14 protein-coding genes and 1 pseudogene are annotated in these 17,621 nt (G+C 71.9%); 6 read left to right on the top strand and 9 right to left on the bottom strand.

Translation table 11 applies throughout. The features are described from left to right. Nucleotides 1-32: 32 nt before the first annotated feature. The 5 genes and pseudogenes from ACWJ6R_RS06115 to ACWJ6R_RS06095 form a co-directional block, all read right to left on the bottom strand. A pseudogene (locus ACWJ6R_RS06115) lies at nt 33-877 on the bottom strand (5-oxoprolinase subunit C family protein). A gap of 43 nt (nt 878-920) precedes the next feature. Next, a complete protein-coding gene (locus tag ACWJ6R_RS06110; protein ID WP_449061253.1) occupies nt 921-1,298 on the bottom strand; it encodes a 5-oxoprolinase subunit B family protein in 378 nt (125 codons plus the stop codon). A gap of 276 nt (nt 1,299-1,574) precedes the next feature. Further along, nucleotides 1,575-2,330 (bottom strand): LamB/YcsF family protein, encoded by a 756-nt coding sequence (locus ACWJ6R_RS06105; RefSeq protein WP_449061252.1) that lies wholly within the window; start codon nt 2,328-2,330, stop codon nt 1,575-1,577. A 9-nt stretch (nt 2,331-2,339) separates the two neighbouring features. Continuing rightward, nucleotides 2,340-3,851, bottom strand: a complete 1,512-nt coding sequence (locus ACWJ6R_RS06100) for a hypothetical protein (protein ID WP_449061261.1) — start codon at nt 3,849-3,851, stop codon at nt 2,340-2,342. Nucleotides 3,852-4,129: 278 nt separating this feature from the next. Further along, the gene (locus ACWJ6R_RS06095) at nt 4,130-4,372 is read right to left on the bottom strand and encodes a hypothetical protein (RefSeq protein ID WP_449061251.1); all 243 of its coding nucleotides are present in this window, start codon (nt 4,370-4,372) and stop codon (nt 4,130-4,132) included. A 676-nt stretch (nt 4,373-5,048) separates the two neighbouring features. Between ACWJ6R_RS06095 and ACWJ6R_RS06090 the strand changes: the two genes are divergently transcribed. After that, on the top strand, nt 5,049-7,142 hold the full coding sequence (locus ACWJ6R_RS06090; protein ID WP_449061250.1) for a SpoIIE family protein phosphatase: 2,094 nt from the start codon (nt 5,049-5,051) through the stop codon (nt 7,140-7,142). Nucleotides 7,143-7,383: 241 nt separating this feature from the next. Then, complete coding sequence (locus tag ACWJ6R_RS06085) at nt 7,384-9,018, top strand: RNA polymerase sigma factor (protein WP_449061249.1); 1,635 nt, start codon at nt 7,384-7,386, stop codon at nt 9,016-9,018. A 181-nt stretch (nt 9,019-9,199) separates the two neighbouring features. On the opposite strand, the gene ACWJ6R_RS06080 is transcribed toward ACWJ6R_RS06085, so the two are convergent. After that, complete coding sequence (locus ACWJ6R_RS06080) at nt 9,200-9,934, bottom strand: YaaA family protein (RefSeq protein ID WP_449061248.1); 735 nt, start codon at nt 9,932-9,934, stop codon at nt 9,200-9,202. A 99-nt stretch (nt 9,935-10,033) separates the two neighbouring features. Here ACWJ6R_RS06080 and ACWJ6R_RS06075 point away from each other — a divergent pair, with 99 nt between their 5' ends. Further along, nucleotides 10,034-10,870, top strand: a complete 837-nt coding sequence (locus tag ACWJ6R_RS06075; RefSeq protein ID WP_449061247.1) for a GNAT family N-acetyltransferase — start codon at nt 10,034-10,036, stop codon at nt 10,868-10,870. A gap of 11 nt (nt 10,871-10,881) precedes the next feature. On the opposite strand, the gene ACWJ6R_RS06070 is transcribed toward ACWJ6R_RS06075, so the two are convergent. Beyond that, nucleotides 10,882-11,112, bottom strand: a complete 231-nt coding sequence (locus ACWJ6R_RS06070) for a DUF7455 domain-containing protein (protein WP_068898692.1) — start codon at nt 11,110-11,112, stop codon at nt 10,882-10,884. 240 nt (nt 11,113-11,352) lie between these two features. On the opposite strand from ACWJ6R_RS06070, the gene ACWJ6R_RS06065 reads away from it, so the two are divergent. Beyond that, nucleotides 11,353-13,425: a DNA gyrase/topoisomerase IV subunit B gene (locus tag ACWJ6R_RS06065; protein ID WP_449061246.1), complete on the top strand. Its 2,073-nt coding sequence runs from the start codon at nt 11,353-11,355 to the stop codon at nt 13,423-13,425. A gap of 58 nt (nt 13,426-13,483) precedes the next feature. On the opposite strand, the gene ACWJ6R_RS06060 is transcribed toward ACWJ6R_RS06065, so the two are convergent. Next, entirely contained in the window at nt 13,484-13,978 is a 495-nt protein-coding gene (locus ACWJ6R_RS06060; protein WP_449061245.1) for a beta-class carbonic anhydrase, read from the bottom strand. 166 nt (nt 13,979-14,144) lie between these two features. Here ACWJ6R_RS06060 and ACWJ6R_RS06055 point away from each other — a divergent pair, with 166 nt between their 5' ends. Together ACWJ6R_RS06055 and ACWJ6R_RS06050 are read left to right on the top strand one after the other, a co-directional pair. Continuing rightward, a complete protein-coding gene (locus ACWJ6R_RS06055) occupies nt 14,145-14,462 on the top strand; it encodes a hypothetical protein (RefSeq protein ID WP_449061244.1) in 318 nt (105 codons plus the stop codon). 97 nt (nt 14,463-14,559) lie between these two features. After that, complete coding sequence (locus tag ACWJ6R_RS06050; RefSeq protein ID WP_449061243.1) at nt 14,560-14,928, top strand: VOC family protein; 369 nt, start codon at nt 14,560-14,562, stop codon at nt 14,926-14,928. 69 nt (nt 14,929-14,997) lie between these two features. Here ACWJ6R_RS06050 and ACWJ6R_RS06045 read toward each other — a convergent pair whose 3' ends face one another. Further along, the gene (locus ACWJ6R_RS06045; protein WP_449061242.1) at nt 14,998-17,505 is read right to left on the bottom strand and encodes a DNA gyrase/topoisomerase IV subunit A; all 2,508 of its coding nucleotides are present in this window, start codon (nt 17,503-17,505) and stop codon (nt 14,998-15,000) included. Nucleotides 17,506-17,621: the final 116 nt, after the last annotated feature.

The following is a 17,621-nucleotide window of genomic DNA, read 5'->3' as shown; positions in this document are numbered from 1 at the left end:
CATAACGGAACCAGATGGCGGTACCGGTCCCATCAGAGGCGGAAGCGGACCCGGTCGCCGGGGCGCAACTGCGCGGCCGCCGGGAGATCGCCGGAGGCGAGAACCGCGATCACCGGATAGCCGCCGGTCGGCGGGTGGTCGGCCAGGAACACGATCGGCCGCCCGTCCGGTGGCACCTGCAGAGACCCCGCCACCATGCCCTCGCTCGGCAGCTCCCCGCTCAGGGCGCGCTCCAGCGGGCGCCCACCAGCCGCACGCCCACCCGGTTGCTGTCCTGGCTCACCTCGTACGGCTCCGCGCACAGGGCGGCCAGCGCCCCCGGGGCGAACCAGTCCTCCCGGGGGCCGGGCAGGATCCGCAGGGCGCCGGACGCGTTCCCGGGCGGGGGCGCGACGTCCACGGTGATCGGCGGCAGGCCGGTGGACGGCCCCACCGGCAGCACCAGGCCCGGGACGAGCGGGGCCGGGCCGAGGCCGGAGAGCGAGTCCGCCGACCGGCTGCCCAGGACCGGGGGGACGTCGAGGCCGCCCCGGACCGCGACGTAGGTCCGCAGGCCGGTCATCGGGGCGCCCAGCCGGAGCTCGCCGCCCGGCGGGACCCAGAAGGGCGCGTGCATCCCGGCGGAACCGCCCCGCAGGACGACCGGGCAGGCGGCACCGGTGAGCGCGGCCCACGCGCCGTCCAGGAAGCGCAGCACGGCCCCGCCGAAGGTCAGCTCGATCCCGGCGGCGCCCTCGGGGTTGCCGACCAGGCGGTTGGCCAGCCGCAGGCTCGGCGCGTCGGCGGCGCCGGAGCGGGGCACCCCGAGGTGGCCGTAACCGGGACGGCCCAGATCCTGCACCGTGGCGTACGGCCCCGGCGCGACCACCTCGATCATGCGGCCGCCGGACGCATGGGCGGGGAAGGGGCGGACCGGGCCGTCATCCGGTGACCGCCTGGAAACGCACCCGGGTGCCGGGCGTCAGCACGGCGGGCGGATCGGCGGCCACGTCCCACACGGGCATCGGTGAGCGCCCGAGCAGCCGCCAGCCGCCCGGGGAGGCCGAAGGGTAGACGGCGGAGTACGGTCCCGCGACCGCCACCGCGCCGGCGGGCACCGAGGTCCTCGGGGTGGCCAGCCGCGGGAGGTGCAGCGCGGGGTCCAGGCCGGTGAGGTAGGCGAACCCCGGAGCGAACCCCAGCCAGCCCACCACCAGCTCCCGCCCGGTGTGCCGCTCCACCACCTCGCCGGCCGTCAGCCCGCTCAGCGCCGCCACGTCGGTCAGGTCGGCGCCGTCGTAGACCACCGGGACCGTCACGAGACGCCCCGGCGCGGCCCGGCCCGGCTCCGGGCGCGCGCCTTCCGGACCACCGCGGCCAGGTAGGATCGGAGCCGCCCGCGGTCGCGCCCGGCGCGACGACCAGCACGGTGGCCGGACCCGGCACGATCTCCGTCACCCCGGCCGGGCGGTCGGCCCGCAGCAGCGCGTCCAGCCGGTGCGAGACCTCCAGCGCCCCGGTCTCCACCAGCAGCCCGTGCTCCCCGGCCGGACGGACGGGCACCCCGTCCGGGGGCACGATCGCGCGGGGCCCTCTCACGTGAAGGCCTCCAGGACCACCCCGGCCCGCACCAGGCCGTCGCGGACGGCCCGTGCCAGCCGTACGGCGCCCGGGGTGTCGCCGTGCACGCAGATCGAGCGGGCGTCCACGGGGACCTCGGAACCGTCGGCGGCGACGACCGTCCGGGCGGTCGCCATGCGCACGGCCCGGACCGCGACCGCGTCGGGATCGTGGATCACCGCGCCGGGGGAGCGGCGGGGGACCAGCGTCCCGGCGGGCGTGTAGGCGCGGTCGGCGAAGGCCTCGGCGACGGTGGCGAGCCCGTGGCGCGCGGCGGCCCCGTGGACGGCCGAGCCGGGCAGGGTGAGCACCGGCAGGCTCCGGTCGTGGTCGGCGACCGCCTCCGCGACCGCCTCCGCCTGCTCGGGATCGCGGCAGATGCGGTTGTACAGCGCGCCGTGCGGCTTGACGTAGGAGACGCGGCCCCCCACCGCGCGGGCGACGCCGTCCACCGCCGCCAGCTGGTAGAGCACCTCGGCGCGGAGCTCCTCCGGATCCACCTCCATCTCGCGGCGGCCGAACCCGGCCAGGTCCCGGTAGGAGACCTGGGCCCCGATCCGCACCCCCCGGGCCACCGCGGCCTCGCAGGTGCGGCGGATGGTCAGCGGATCACCGGCGTGGAAGCCGCATGCGACGTTCGCGCTGGTCACCACATCGAGCAGGGCCTCGTCGTCGCCCAGCCGCCAGATGCCGTAACCCTCGCCGAGGTCGGCGTTGAGATCGATCGCCATGACGCTCGCCTACAGCGGGGGCTCGTCGGGGATGTCGGCGATGTCGTCGAGCGCGGTGGCCAGCTCCTCCGGATCGTCGCCGATCCGCTCGGCGATCTCGATCAGCACGTGCAGCACCTCGTGCCGGTCGTGGCCGAGGTCCAGCAGCCGCTGCGCCGCCTCCCACAACTGCGGCGGGTCCCCCTCCCACAGCCGTGCGGCGATCTCCTCGTGCCAGGCCAGGTGCTCGTCGCGGTCGAACCGGCCGGGCTCGCCGGCGTGGTCGATGTCCAGCAGGATCCGCCGGTCCCCCTCGTCGGCGGGGTTGAGCAGGTCGAGCTTGACCTCGCCGTGCTCGCCCTGCAGAAAAGGGAAGGCGAACACCCGCCGGGCCAGCGCGGACAGGTCGCCGTCCGGGAGCAGCCGCTCCACCAGGTCGCGGTCCAGCCCGAAGGTCGTGGGATCGCGGTAGGTCTCCGGGAAACGGGCTGTGGCCTCCCAGATGCCGTCGAGCGTCGCCCGCAGCCCCTCCTCCGACAGCCCGGTGCGGGGCGCGGTGAAGCGGGCCCACGCCGACAGGACGTACGGCACGGCCTCCTGCTCGGCGGGGCTCAGCATCACCTTGCGCGGCAGCCAGTCGAGCAGGAACGTCTCGCACTTGGTCGGGCTCACTCGCAGCGGGCGGCCGAAGTCCTGGTCGCAGCCGTAGTCGATGATGTGGTCGGCGCAGCGGGAGGCCGCCGAGGGATCCGATAGGTGCTCGGCCGCGTCCGAGGAGAGGAACTCCGCCGCCAGCATCGCCCTGCGGTCGCGGCTGTAGGGGGCCTCGCTGTGCAGCGGGGCCGGGCGCTTGCGGCCCGGGGGCAGCGCCTTGATCCGGGAGCGGGCGAAGGCGTGGTAGGCGCTGTAGCTGTCGCTGACCGGCGCGGCCGTCTTGCGGTAGCCGTACTCGGCGGTGGCCTTCATGGCGGACTCCAGCAGGGCTCTGGCCTGCTGGGGCTCGATCTCCTCGAAACGGAGCATCGGGTTGGCCTCGGCCTCGGCCCGGGCCTGCTCCAGCAGCTTGTCGACGTGGGAGGAGACCCACGTGTCACGGGCGATGCCCCGCATGTTGTAGTCGACGACCATGACCAGCGCATGCCGGTCCTCGCCGCTGTCGGCCCCGCGGTAGCCGAAGGTGCAGACCACGGTGTCCTGGTCGCCGTAGGCGTCGCGGGAGACGTAGCAGCCGATCGGTTTCACCGCGCCCAGCCGGTCGGCCCAGCGGGGTCTGGCCACGTCGCGCTCGATGAGCGCCAGCGCCGCCCCCTCGGCCTTGGCGGCCTGCCGGGCGGTGCCGAGATAGGCCAGCGCGATCAGCAGGGTCAGCGCGGCGGGGGAGCCGGCCTTGGCCGCGTAGTCGACCAGCCCCTCGCCGAGGACCTGCTCGGCGTCTCCGCGCCGCAGCCGCCGCCCCCACCAGGCGCCGACCATGTCGGAGACCATGAGCTCGGCATCCAGGGGGCTGCTCACCGCGAGCAGTTCGCGGGCGGCCAGCAGCATCTCGGAGAACACCTCGTCGGGCGCGTGGGTCTCCCTCGGGTCCCTGCGATGTCGGCGGTTCAAGCGGCCTCCTCCGTCGACCGTGTGAACCCCGGACGGCTGTGCCCGTCGGCTCGCTCGCTGCGCTCGCTCATGCGGATCCCCCGCCTCCGGCGCGGGATCGCGCATTCGCGGACGCTGCTGTGCCCGTCGGCTCGCTCGCTGCGCTCGCTCACGTTCCAACCTTCTCGCGTTCCCGAGCCGATGGGTGCGCGGAACGCGGCTCGGTGATCCCGATGTTACCGGGGACTTCGCGGCGGCGGCGCGGAGTTGACGATGGCGAGCAGGTGTTCGCGGGCGACCCGTTCGACGACCTCGGGGGTGGCCTCGACGCCGAGATGCTCGGTGCAGGCGCGGACGTCCGCCACGCAGCGGTCGACGGTGCCCGGGGGGACGGTGAGGAACTCGGCGGCCAGTCGGCTGCTCAGGGAGTCATGGAATGTGGTCGTACCGCTGGCGGAGCGGATGGCGAGAGCGGGCATGGATGTCACATTCCTCCGGGTTACCGGGGGCGTGGCCCCGGGTGGACGGCGGGGACGTGCGTTTTCATTCCACAACTTATCGCGCCGGTGTCAAGCCTCTCGGAGCCGGCAGGGAAAGCTGACTTCATCGTTGACTCATCGCGGAGGGAGGAAAGTAAAGAACGTGTCCGCGAAGGGGCAGCCAAAACGGGCGGGAGTCAGTACGCTGATCTTGCCGGTTGGAACGGCGGAGGCGAGGTGGGCGGTTGTCGGGACGGTCCGGCTCGATCCTGCTAGGGTCCTGGCCGCGAACGCTTGAACGCGCCGCCGGTGACGACCGGGGTGCGTGGAAGGGGTGGCGGGGATGGTGGATGCCCCGTCGTCTCCCGCGGTGATGGGGGCGGGAGACCCGCGAGATCCGTGCTCCCGTGCGGGTCGGGCGTCCACAGGTCCCGGAGGGCGGTCCGCCGGTCGCGGGGGACGGGGACCTCTCCCACCGGAGCCCCGTCGCGTTACCGTGGAGACCCCGGTCCTCGGGCCGGGGAGGTTCGTCGCATCATGGGCGGGACTTCCGCCCGCAGGCGCCCATCGCCGATGATGTACTGCAGGATCCGGTTTCCGGAGCTGTGCTACGCCAATTCGCAAGTTTGGAGATGTGCCTCGTGGGAGACCCTGGCACGCGACGGAGGTGCCGACCATGAGCGCCGAAACCTCCGTGCCCCGTCCCCGGGAGTCGGGTGTGGACATCTCGGACTCCGGCCTGCTGCAGGGCCTGCTGTCTCAGTCGCCGTTCGCCTTCGCCTTCCTCGACCCCGCCGGCCGGTTCCAGCGGGTGGACGAGGTCTTCGCCGGGATGGTGGGCCTGCCCGCCGAGCGGCTGGTGGGCCACGCCCCGGGCGAGGTGCTCCCCGCCGACCTCACCGCGCTGGTCGAGGGGGCGGTCCGCGCCGTCGTCGAGGGAGCCGGGATCGAGGGGGACCAGCGGGTCCGGGTGCGCACGGCCGAAGGGGAGACCCGCCACTGGTCGCTGACCTTCTCGCCGGTCCACGACGACAAGGACGTGTTCCGCGCGGTCTGCCTGGTGGGCGTCGACGTCACCGAGAGCAGGCTGGTCGAGGAGAGCCTGCGGCGCAGCGAGGAGCGCTACCGGTCGCTGGTCGAGGCGCAGTCGCAGCTCGTGTGGATCACCGCCCCGAACGGCACGGTCAAGGAGGACGCGCCGCAGTGGCGCGCCATCACCGGCCAGGGACTGGAGGAGTACCTCGCGGGCGGCTGGCTGGAGGCCGTGCACCCGGACGATCGCGCGCACACCGAGGAGGCGTGGCGTGAGGCCCTGCGCGGCCGGACCATGTTCGAGTGGAGCTACCGGGTCCGCACCCGGGCGAGCGGCTACCGCTACTTCGAGGTGCGCGCCGTACCGATCATCCGGCACGGCCGGGTGGTCGAGTGGGTGGGGGCGAACACCGATGTCACCCCGCAGCGCGAGGCCGAGGAGATGCGCGGCCGGCTGACCGACCAGCTCGGCGCCGCGGCCCTGCGCACGGCGCGGCTGCAGGGCGCCACGGCGCAGCTGGCCGAGGCGCTCACGGTGGAGCAGGTCGTCCAGGTCATCATCGACGTGGGCCGTACGGCGCTGGCGGCCGACAGGTCGGCCGTGGCGCTCCTCGACGCCGACCGCTCCGTGCTGAAGCTGGTCAACAACGGCGGCATCCCCGACGTCCCGGGCGCGCCGGGCGAGGAGATCCCGCTCGCGCACTCCAGCGTGATGACCATGGCGGTGAACAGCCGTCGCCCGGTCTTCGCCGAGTCGCCCGAGAGCCTGCGCGCCCAGCTGGTCGACGCCGGAGCCGACGAGGAGGCGATCAACGGCTTCCTCGCCCACAGCGACGAGCGGGCCTGGGTGGGCCTGCCGCTGCTGGCCGCGGGCCGCGCCCTGGGCGCGCTGCGGTTCGCCTTCACCCGCCCCCAGAAGATCTCCCAGGAGGACGGTGTCTTCCTGGAGGCCCTCGCCGGGCAGTGCGCGCTCGCAGTCGAGCGGGCCACGCTGTTCGAGCGGGAGCACCGCACCGCCGAGACGCTCCAGCGGAGCCTGCTGCCGGATCGGCTGCCGGTGGTCCGCGGGCTCATGCTGGCCCAGCGGTTCCGCTCGGGCAGCCGTCACGTGCAGGTCGGCGGCGACTGGTACGACGCGTTCGTCCTGCAGGACGGCCGGGTCGCGGCCGTGGTCGGCGACGTCATGGGCAAGGGCGTCAAGGCCGCGGCGGGGATGGGCCGCATCCGCAACGCGATGCGGGCGCTGGCTCTGACCAACCCGCCGCCCGCCGCCGTGCTCACCGGTCTGGACCGCGTCTTCGAGGCGACCGAGGAGGAGGAGCAGGTTACCACCCTCGCCTACATGGTGGTCGAACCCGGGACGGGCGAGGGCACGCTGGCGCTGGCCGGACACCCGCCGCCTCTGCTGGTCTCACCCCAGGGCATGCCGCTGCTGTGCGACGGGGAGCCGGGCACTCCGCTCGGCTGGCCGGCGAGCCGGCGGCAGTTCAGATTCTGCGTCCCGCCGGGCCACACCGCGGTCCTGTACTCCGACGGCCTGGTGGAGAACCGCAAGCGCGGGCTGGACGCCGGGCTCGCGGAACTTTGCTCGGTCGTAACCGAAGCGCCGCCGGAAGTTGTCAGTAGTCCGCATATGTTGTTGGATTTCCTGGTGGATCGCATGCTGGCGGGGTATGAGCAGGATGACGACGTCACGGTACTTGCAATTCATGTTCCGCCAACCACGAAGAGTGACTGAATGAAACAGTCATAAGGGTTGCTTTCGGGTATCGGTGCCCCGCTTCCGTACGCACTACTGTCTCCGTCGGCCTAGGGTGGAGGGCAACCGCCAGGAGGCGGCCGTTTGGATCACGGTGTCATGTCAGAATGCTGGGCAGGTGCGTCGCGGTTCGTGCGGCCTCTCTGAGCACCACTAGAGGCACCCGCCCCTAGCGGGCATCTGAGTCCATTCTCGTCACGCTTTCCTTCGAGAGGTGTTCGTGTCGCCTGCAAGTTCGACTCGCTCGAAGCCATCCGAGCTGAACGAGCCCGTCATTCAGCAGCTGATGGAGCGGGGGCGCTCGCAGGGGTTCCTCGAGTCCGAGGATGTCCGCAAGGCCGTCGAGGAAGCGGACATTCCGATGGCGCAGGTCGCTGGAATCCTGCGCAACCTCAGCAAAGAGGGCATCATCGTACGGCTGACCGCCGAGGACTCCGCGGGCCCCAAGAAGCCCAAGGCTCCGGCCAAGCGCCGGACCCCCGCCGCGCCCGCCCCGGTCAAGAAGACCAAGACCGCGGCCGCGGCCGCCAAGGAGCAGCCGGAGACCGTCACCGCGGTCGTCGGCGCTTCCGAGACCGCGCCGGCCCCCGCGCCCAAGAAGCCCGCGGCTCCGGCCAAGAAGGTCGCCCCGGCCGCGAAGAAGCCTTCCGCCGGACCCGCCAAGAGCGCCGGTCCCGAGACGCTCACGCCCAAGGCCGACCCGAAGCCGAAGGCGGCCGCCGGGGAGGATGAGGAGGAGCTCGACCTCGAGGACGTCGAGATCGAGGACTTCGACCTCGAGGTGGAGGTCGAGGACGTCGAGGTCGAGGCGGAGGCCGAAGTCGAGGAGGAGGCCAAGCCCGAGGTCGCCGCCGACGCGGTCGTCCCGCAGAGCGAGGAAGAGGTGCTGATCCTCTCCGACGACGACGACGACGCCCCCGTGGCGCAGGTCGCCGCCGCCGGAGCCACGGCCGACCCGGTCAAGGACTACCTCAAGCAGATCGGCAAGGTCCCCCTGCTCAACGCCGAGCAGGAGGTCGAGCTCGCCAAGCGCATCGAGGCGGGCCTGTTCGCCGAGGAGCAGCTGGGCACCGACGGCGACAAGCTGCCGGTGGACGTCCGCGCGGAGCTGGAGTGGATCGCCGAGGACGGCCGCCGGGCCAAGAACCATCTGCTGGAGGCCAACCTCCGTCTGGTGGTCTCGCTGGCCAAGCGCTACACCGGCCGCGGCATGCTCTTCCTGGACCTGATCCAGGAGGGGAACCTGGGCCTGATCCGTGCGGTCGAGAAGTTCGACTACACCAAGGGTTACAAGTTCTCCACCTACGCCACGTGGTGGATCCGGCAGGCGATCACCCGGGCCATGGCCGACCAGGCGCGGACCATCCGCATCCCGGTGCACATGGTCGAGGTCATCAACAAGCTGGCCCGCGTCCAGCGGCAGATGCTGCAGGACCTCGGTCGCGAGCCGACTCCCGAGGAGCTGGCCCGCGAGCTCGACATGACCCCCGAGAAGGTCATCGAGGTCCAGAAGTACGGCCGCGAGCCGATCTCCCTCCACACCCCGCTGGGCGAGGAGGGCGACAGCGAGTTCGGCGACCTCATCGAGGACTCCGAGGCGATCGTCCCGGCGGACGCGGTCAGCTTCACGCTGCTGCAGGAGCAGCTCCACTCCGTTCTGGACACGCTGTCCGAGCGCGAGGCGGGCGTGGTCTCCATGCGGTTCGGCCTCACCGACGGTCAGCCGAAGACCCTGGACGAGATCGGCAAGGTCTACGGGGTGACGCGTGAGCGCATCCGCCAGATCGAGTCAAAGACGATGTCCAAGCTCCGTCATCCCTCCCGGTCCCAGGTCCTGCGGGACTACCTGGACTAGGTCCGCGTCTCCGGGGCTCCCGCGGCGGAGCGCCGGGGAAGTGCCGAGGAACCCTGCGAGAAGAGGGCCCGTGCCGATCGGCGCGGGCCCTCTCCTGAGCGTTCCGTCCGCACCGGAGGCCCGGGGCGGACGGATCCCCGGTCCTGCGCGGAGAGCCCTTGGCCGTCGGTCCCGGTCGTCGTCACACCAGGACGTCCAGGGTCCACGGGCGCCTGCCGCCCGGTGCGGGCCCGAGCCTGACCACGTGACCGAGGTCACCGAGGACCTTGGCCAGTTCGTCCGGGGTCTGCGGGTCGGCGCCGCCCTCCAGCAGGCTGCGGGCGATCACGCCCCGGGTGGCCTTGGCCATGTGGCTGACGACCTTCCCGCCCTTGAGCACGCGCACCGCCACTCCTCGGCCGCCCGGCTGCCAGGCCGCCGCGTAGGTGCTGGAGCGCAGGTCCACGACCAGGTCCGGTTCGGCGTCGAGCACCGGGGTGAGCGAACGGCGCCAGAAGGCGCCCAGCCCGCCGAGCAGCGGCAGCCTCACCCCCATGGACAGCCGGTACGGCGGGACCCGGTCAGTGGTCCGGAGCAGTCCCCAGAGGCCGGAGAAGATCAACAGGCTCTCCGCCGCCCGCGCGGTGGCCTCCGGGGACAGGGAGGCGAGAGCGAGGTTGTCGTAGAGCACCCCGGTGTAGAGCTCGGCGGCCGGCAGCGCGGGAGCGGTCCGCAGCCGCAGGTTCTTCTCGATCTCACCGGCCTGGCCCTCCGACAGGCCGAGCACGGACCGGGCCTCCGGCCGCTCGCACAGTGCGGTCACCGCCTCCAGGACGGTCCGCCGGGGCAGGGACGGGAAGCTCAGGGAGGCCAGGTCGAGGGCGGAGCCCTCGCCCGCCGCGGCCTTGCCCTCCGAGGGTGGCAGCAGAATCAGCACGGTTCCCGAGCTTAGGGGCCTGCCGGGGGTCACCGGGCCGGGGGGGAGCGCCGTACCCGGTGGTGTGGGAGGCGGCGGGCGGACTATATGGTCTTGATCATGACGGACGACGTGTTCGACCGCCTGATCGACCAGGCGTGGCCCGCCCTCGGCCGGACGGACTCCGGCGGATGGACGCTGCGCACCGCGGCCGGGGTCACCAAACGGGCCAATTCGGTCCTGCCGCTCGGAGTCCGGCGGGACCTGGACGCGGCCGTGGACGCGGCGGAGGCGTTCTACGCCGGCCAGGGACTGCCCTGCGCGTTCTCCGTCGGCGCGGGCGCGGCTCCGGAGCTGGACGGCCTGCTGGACGCACGCGGTTACCGGGTCGTGGATCCCACCCTGGTGATGGTCGCGCCGCTGGAGCCGGTCGGGGCGGCGGGCGCCGGGAGAGAAGGAGCATCGGCGCCGGGGGAGGATCCGGAGCGAAGAGGCGTTCCGGCACCGAGAGCGGGTGCGGGTGCGGAGCCGGAAGAAAGCGGCGGCGCGCCGCAGGGCGGCGGATCCGGAGCGGAGGTCCGACTCGGGACGGAACCGGATCCGGAATGGCTGGACGTCTGGTGGAACGTGGACGGCAGGGGTGGCGGCGACGCCCGGGAGACGGCCCGCCGGATCCTCACGGGCGTGCCCGCCGTCTACGGCTCCCTCGGCACGGAGGCGGTGGGGCGGGGCGTCGTGCAGGGGGAATGGTTCGGCGTCTACTGCATGGCCACGGCGGCGCACGCTCGGCGGCGGGGCCACGCACGGCGCATGCTGAGCGCCCTGCTCTCGCATGGGCGGGAGCAGGGCGCTCAGCGGGCGTACCTATGTGTGGTGGAGGCCAACACCACGGCCCGGTCGCTCTACGAGCGGCTGGGTTTCACGGTGTCGGCCCGATATCACTATCGGGTCCGATGAAGCGAGGACCCTTACCTTTCGTCGTTTCCGGCGGTCGAGGGGGTGGCGCTGAGACGCGCCGACTCGTCCTGGATGTCGGCACCCTTGTCTCTCAGCACGGCTACGTGCTGCCGCCCGTGGTGGGCGCAGAACAGCAGCTCCCCACCGACAGGAAGGGTGGCGCGGATGTAAGCCTGGGCGCCGCACCGGTCACAGCGGTCCGTGGCCGTCAGCGGCTTGGCGGGGGCGAGAGCTCCAGTCACGTATCGCCTTTCGGGTCATCCCCGACGTGGGGGATCGGGCGTCAGTCACTTGAGACAACATCTAACCGGATGCGGACGTTCCCAATCGACCTGGGAGTACGCCGAGAGCGGAATGCCGCCGGGAGTGACGGAGATCTCGCCGGGGGTAACGCGGCCCGGTCTCTGCTGGCAAGCTGGGACGCGCCGCGGCGGGAAGAACGGTAAGCTGCGCACACGTGTTCGAGCAGAGTGGGAGTGGGTGTGACCGCAGTTAGCACGGAGGCGGGTTATACAGCCCGTCATCTGTCGGTGCTGGAAGGGCTCGAAGCCGTCCGCAAGCGCCCGGGCATGTACATCGGGTCCACCGACAGCCGCGGTCTCATGCACTGCCTGTGGGAGATCGTGGACAACGGGGTCGACGAGGCGCTGGCGGGTCACTGCACGCGTATCGAGGTCGAACTCCACCCCGACGGCTCGATCGAGGTCCGCGACAACGGCCGGGGCATCCCTGTCGACGTCGAGCCCAAGAGCGGCCTGGCCGGGGTCGAGCTCGTCTACACCAAGCTCCACGCGGGCGGGAAGTTCGGCGGCGGCTCCTACGCCGCCTCCGGCGGTCTGCACGGCGTCGGCGCCTCCGTGGTGAACGCCCTGTCCTCCCGTCTGGACGTGGAGGTCGACCGCGAGGGCCGGGTCCACGAGATCAGCTTCCGCCGGGGCGTCCCCGGTGTCTTCGACGGCGACGGGCCCACCGCCAAGTTCAAGAAGAAGTCGGGGCTGCGCGACGGCGGCCCGCTGGCCCGCGACGTCACCGGCACGCGCGTCCGCTTCTGGGCGGACCGCCAGATCTTCCTGCCCGAGGCCGAGGTCTCCCTCGACGAGATCCACGTCCGCCTCCGCCAGACCGCGTTCCTCGTGCCGGGACTCACCCTGTCCGTGCGCGACAGCCGGGGCGAGGAGCCCTCCGAGGAGGAGTTCCGCTTCGACGGGGGCATCTCCGAGTTCACCGACTTCCTCGCCCGCGACGAGGCCGTCTGCGAGGTGCTGCGCCTGCAGGGCGTCGGCCACTTCCACGAGACGGTCCCGGTCCTCGACGACCTGGGCCACATGACCTCCACCGAGGTCCAGCGCGAGCTCACCGTGGACGTGGCGCTGCGCTGGGGCAAGGGATACGACGCCACCGTCCGCTCCTTCGTCAACGTGATCGCCACGCCGAAGGGCGGCACCCACGTCACCGGCTTCGAGCGGGCCCTGGTGCGCACGGTGAACGAGCAGCTCCGGGAGACCCGCCTGCTCAAGAGCAACGACGCACCGGTCACCCGCGAGGACATCGTGGAAGGGCTCACCGCCGTGGTGACCGTCCGGGTGCCCGAGCCGCAGTTCGAGGGGCAGACGAAGGAGGTCCTGGGTACGGCGGCGGCCAGCAGGATCGTCTCCCACGTCGTCTCCCGGGAGCTCAAGGAGTTCTTCGCCAACCCCTCCCGCACGCTCAAGCCGCAGCTGCGCTCGGTCCTGGAGAAGATCACCGCGGCGGCCAAGGCCCGCATCGCGGCCCGCGAGCACCGCGACAACCAGCGGCGCAAGACCGCCCTGGAGAACTCCGCGCTCCCGGCCAAGCTGGTCGACTGCCGCAGTGACGACGTGGACCGCAGTGAGCTGTTCATCGTCGAGGGCGACTCGGCGCTGGGCACCGCCCGCGCGGCGCGCGACTCGGAGTTCCAAGCACTGCTGCCGATCCGCGGCAAGATCTTGAACGTGCAGAAGGCGTCCGTCGCCGACATGCTCAAGAACGCCGAGTGCGCCGCCATCATCCAGGTCATCGGCGCGGGCTCCGGCCGGTCGTTCGACCTCGAGGCCGCACGATACGGCAAGGTCATCCTGATGGCCGACGCCGACGTCGACGGCGCGCACATCCGCTGCCTGCTCCTGACCCTGTTCCACCGCTACATGCGGCCGCTGGTCGAGGCCGGCCGGGTCTTCGCGGCGGTCCCGCCGCTGCACCGGATCGAGATCACCAACCCGGGACGGGGCAAGGAGAAGTACGTCTACTGCTACTCCGACGCCGAACTCCACCGGGTCCTGCGCGACCTCGAGCGCCGCGGCAAGCGGTGGAAGGACCCGGTCCAGCGCTACAAGGGCCTGGGTGAGATGGACGCCGACCAGTTGGCCGAGACGACCATGGAGCCCCGGCACCGGACCTTGCGCCGGGTCCGGATCGAGGACGTCCAGGAGGCCGAGCGTATCTTCGACCTCCTCATGGGCAGCGAGGTGGCCCCGCGCCGGGAGTTCATCGTCGGTAGCGCGGCCGAGGTCGACCGCGACCACATCGACGCCTGAGCCGCCCGAGGGCCGCCGGGCGCCACGCGGGCCCGGCGGCCTTTCCGCGGGGCGGGGCTCACAACTCGACCGGCATGAGCTTTCCGGTGCGCACGTCGTAGATGGCGCCGCCGACGGCCATCTCCTCCGGGAGGAACGGGCTGGTCCTGATCCGGACCAGGTCGTGGCGGAGGGCGGCGTCCTGGTCGGGGACCGTGTGGAATTCCAGGCTGCGGGTGTCGACGCCGTGCCGGGCGGCCAGTTCGTGCACGTCGTCGTCGGTGACCTTCGACATGCCGCAGTCGGTGTGCGGCATGACCAGCACGCGGTTCACGCCCAGGAGGTAGACGGCCAGGACGAGTGTCCGCAGCACGTCGTCGGTGACCCGGGCCCCGGCGTTGCGCAGGATCTTGGCGTCGCCCGGCTTCAGGCCGAACACCCCCAGCGGATCGATACGCGAGTCCATACAGGTGACGATGGCCAGTCCCCGGGCCGCCTTGCCGGTCAGCTCCGCGTCGGTGAACGTGGCGGAGAACTTCTCATTGGCGGTCAGCAGGTCGTCGAACGCACTCACAGGCGCACCCCTCGATCAGTGAAGTCAACACATCGATGATCCCTCATGTCCGTTTCATAGAGGTTTCCAGGGTCCCACTCTCGGCCTTCTCGGCTAAGATCCCGTCATCGCAGATCACTTTAGGTGATGATGCTCTGACGCAAGGTAAAGAATCCCGGGAAGGGCCATGAGCAGAACCGAATCCCTGGCCGGCTACCTCCGAACCCAGGCCAGGAAGAAGCTGGACCGCGTGGAGCCTCGCGACGGGGGACGCAACGCCCGCTCGGCGCTGGCGCTGCTGGACGCGACGGTCTACGTGGAGGCGCTCGGCGAGGACGACCCGCTCCTGGCGGCCCTCGCCGACGTCGGATGTTTCGGCCCGGGAGGCGCCGGTGAGTTCCGGCCCGGTGAGGAGGTCGCCCGGGTCGTCCGTTTCTGGGAGGCCGGGGAACCGCGGCAACTGCTGATGGCCATCAGGTCCGCCCTCCAGGGCTCACCCGCCTGATCGGCCATGCATGATCCGGAGGTGCCGGGGAAGGTGGTGTTTCGACCATGCGCAACACCGCCATGGGATTTTCACCGGTGTCATCCTGGGAGGAACCGTGGGAATCGCACGCATGCGGGCCGTCGTCCTCGACTGCCCGGACCCCAACCGCCTGGCCGACTTCTACAGCGCGCTCCTCGACTGGAAGATCACGACGGTCGAGGACGACTGGGTGACCATCAGCGGAGCCGGGGAGTCGGAGCGCATCTCCTTCCAGAAGGCGCCCGATCACCGGCCGCCGGACTGGCCCGATCCCGCTCGGCCTCAGCAGCTCCACCTGGACCTGACCGTCGACGACCCCGACGAGGCCGAGGCGGCCGCCCTGGCGCTGGGCGCGGTCAAGCACACGCACCAGCCGGACGAGAGCGGTTCGTTTCGCGTGTACCTGGACCCGGCCGGCCATCCGTTCTGTCTCTGCGCGGCGTGAGGCCGTGATGGGGCTCCCCGGGTCGTCGGCCGCGCTTCCGCGCCTTCCGCGACCCGGGGAGCGCCGGACCTAGTCGGCCGCCTGCGGGGCCCGTCCGGCGGCATCGGCGGAGGAGCTCAGCGAGGATCCCAGGGCGCCGCCCACGGCCGCGACCGCGTGGGTGAGGCGGAGACCCGAACCGTCCCGGCGGCCGAGCTCCTCGGGAAGCGGGACCGGCTTGCCGGTGGCCGAGACGGCGCGAGCCGGCCCGGGGCCCGCCCAGGCGAGCAGCAGCACGTCCTCGCCCTTGAGGAAACGCTGGGCGCGGACGCCGCCGGTGGCGCGGCCCTTCGCCGGGTATTCGGCGAAGTCGGAGATCTTGACTCCGCCGGTCTGGGTGCCGGGCAGGGCGGTGGAGGAACCGGCGATCGTCACGACCCTGGACTCCAGGGCCGGGTCCACGGCACCGAACCAGATCACCCGCGCGCCGCCGTCCAGCCGGATGCCGGCCATGCCGCCCGCCGGGCGGCCCTGGGGCCGCACGACGGAGGCGGGGAAGCGCAGGAGCTGGGCCTCGGAGGTGATGAAGACCAGGTCGTGCTCCTCGGAGGTCAGCTCCGTCGCTCCCACCACGGTGTCGCCGTCCTTGAGCCCGATGACCTCGAAGTCGTCACGGTTGGCCGGATAGTCGGGCACCACCCGCTTGACCACGCCCTGAGCGGTGCCCAGCGCCAGACCGGGCCCGTCGGGGTCGAGGGAGCCGATGCCCACGACCGTCTCCCCGGGGTTCAGCGCGACGTACTCGGACACCGGATGGCCGCCGGACAGGGACGGCGGATCGGCCGTCGGCGGGAGCGTCGGCAGGTCCACGACCTGGACCCGGATCATCCGGCCCTGGCTGGTGACCACGCCCACCTCGCCCCGGACCGTGCTCCGCACCGCGGAGACCAGCACGTCGTGCGGGGACCGTCCGCCCTCGCGGGGCAGCGGGGAGGCGTCGGCCGTACGGGCCAGCAGGCCGGTGGAGGAGAACAGGACCAGGCACGGGTCGTCAGGCACCTCCAGCTCCAGCGGCGCCGCGGTCTTCCGGGGGGCGCCGGAGGCCTCCAGCAGGACCGTGCGGCGGGGGGTGCCGTAGGTCTTGGCGACCTGGGCGAGCTCGTCGGAGACGACCTTGCGCAGCCGGTCCTCCGAAGACAGGATCGCGGTCAGCTCGGCGATCTCCCCGCGCAGGGTCTCCTGCTCCCGGTCCAGCTCCAGCTTGTCGTAGCGGGTCAGTCGGCGCAGCGGGGTGTCGAGGATGTAGGCGGCCTGGACCTCCGACAGCTCGTAGGCCGTCATCAGGCGCTCGCGGGCCTGGGCGGAGTCGTCGGAGGAACGGATGACGCGGATGACCTCGTCGATGTTGAGCAGGGCGATGACGAGGCCCTCGACGAGGTGCAGGCGCTCCTCGCGCTTGCGGCGGCGGTGGGCCGAGCGGCGGCGGACCACGTCGAGGCGGTGGTCCACGTAGACCTGGAGCAGCTCGCGCAGCCCGAGCGTGCGGGGCTGGCCGTCGACCAGCGCCACGTTGTTGATGCCGAAGGTCTCCTCCATCGGCGTCAGCCGGTAGAGCTCCTCCAGCACGGCCTCCGGGATGAAGCCGTTCTTGATCTCGATGACCAGCCGCAGGCCGCGGTGCCGGTCGCTGAGGTCCTTCAGGTCGGAGATGCCGTGCAGCTTCTTGGCCGTGACCAGTTCGCGGATCTTGGTGACCACGCGCTCCGGGCCGACGTTGAACGGCAGCTCGGTGACGACGATGCCCTTGCGCCGGGGGCTGACCTGCTCGACCGCGCACTTGGCGCGCATCCGGAAGGTGCCCCGGCCGCGGGCGTAGGCGTCGCGGATGCCGTCCAGCCCGATGATCGTGCCGCCCGTGGGCAGGTCGGGGCCCGGGACGAACCGCATCAGGTCCTCGAGCGTGGCCTCCGGCTTCTTGATCAGGTGGCGGGCGGCGGCCACGACCTCGACGAGGTTGTGCGGGGCCATGTTGGTCGCCATGCCGACCGCGATGCCGGTGGCGCCGTTGACCAGGAGGTTGGGGAACGCCGACGGCATGACCGTCGGCTCGGTCTCCTGGCCGTCGTAGTTGGGTTTGAAGTCGACGGTGTCCTCGTCGATGGACTGCACCATGGCCATGGCCGCGGCGGCCAGGCGCGCCTCGGTGTAGCGCATCGCGGCGGGCAGGTCGTCGGGGGAGCCGAAGTTGCCGTGCCCGTCGATCAGCGGCAGCCGCATGGAGAACGGCTGTGCCATGCGGACCAGCGCGTCGTAGATGGCGGTGTCGCCGTGGGGGTGGAGCTTGCCCATGACGTCGCCGACGACCCGTGACGACTTGACGTGCCCGCGGTCGGGCCGCAGGCCCATCTCGCTCATCGAGTAGAGGATGCGGCGCTGGACCGGCTTGAGGCCGTCCCGGGCGTCGGGCAGCGCGCGCTGATAGATCACCGAGTACGCGTACTCGAGGAAGCTGGTGCGCATCTCGGCGGAAACGTCGATGTCGACGATCCGCTCTTCGAAGTCCTCGTCAGCGGGGGGTGTGGTCGTCCGTCGGGCCATATCGAACATTGTGCCGAAGAACAAGGGGTGCCCGCGACTTCAACGCCGAAGCCGGCCGCCGCGCCCGGCCGTCGTCCGTGGCCGCAGCGGCTCCGCGGGACGGCTCCGGCCGCGGC

This window comes from Planomonospora algeriensis (assembly GCF_977012225.1).
Note: the sequence above shows the minus strand (reverse complement) of the source record. Positions and strands in the feature narration are given on the sequence as shown.

Bases quoted from the DNA above. Each gene is read 5' to 3' on its own strand.
- ACWJ6R_RS06055 (WP_449061244.1), top strand. From the start codon at position 14,145: ATGAGCAGAACCGAATCCCTGGCCGGCTACCTCCGAACCCAGGCCAGG.
- ACWJ6R_RS06100 (WP_449061261.1), bottom strand. From the start codon at position 3,851: ATGCTGCTGGCCGCCCGCGAACTGCTCGCGGTGAGCAGCCCCCTGGAT.
- ACWJ6R_RS06075 (WP_449061247.1), top strand. From the start codon at position 10,034: ATGACGGACGACGTGTTCGACCGCCTGATCGACCAGGCGTGGCCCGCC.
- ACWJ6R_RS06105 (WP_449061252.1), bottom strand. From the start codon at position 2,330: ATGGCGATCGATCTCAACGCCGACCTCGGCGAGGGTTACGGCATCTGG.
- ACWJ6R_RS06045 (WP_449061242.1), bottom strand. From the start codon at position 17,505: ATGGCCCGACGGACGACCACACCCCCCGCTGACGAGGACTTCGAAGAG.
- ACWJ6R_RS06090 (WP_449061250.1), top strand. From the start codon at position 5,049: ATGAGCGCCGAAACCTCCGTGCCCCGTCCCCGGGAGTCGGGTGTGGAC.
- ACWJ6R_RS06095 (WP_449061251.1), bottom strand. From the start codon at position 4,372: ATGCCCGCTCTCGCCATCCGCTCCGCCAGCGGTACGACCACATTCCAT.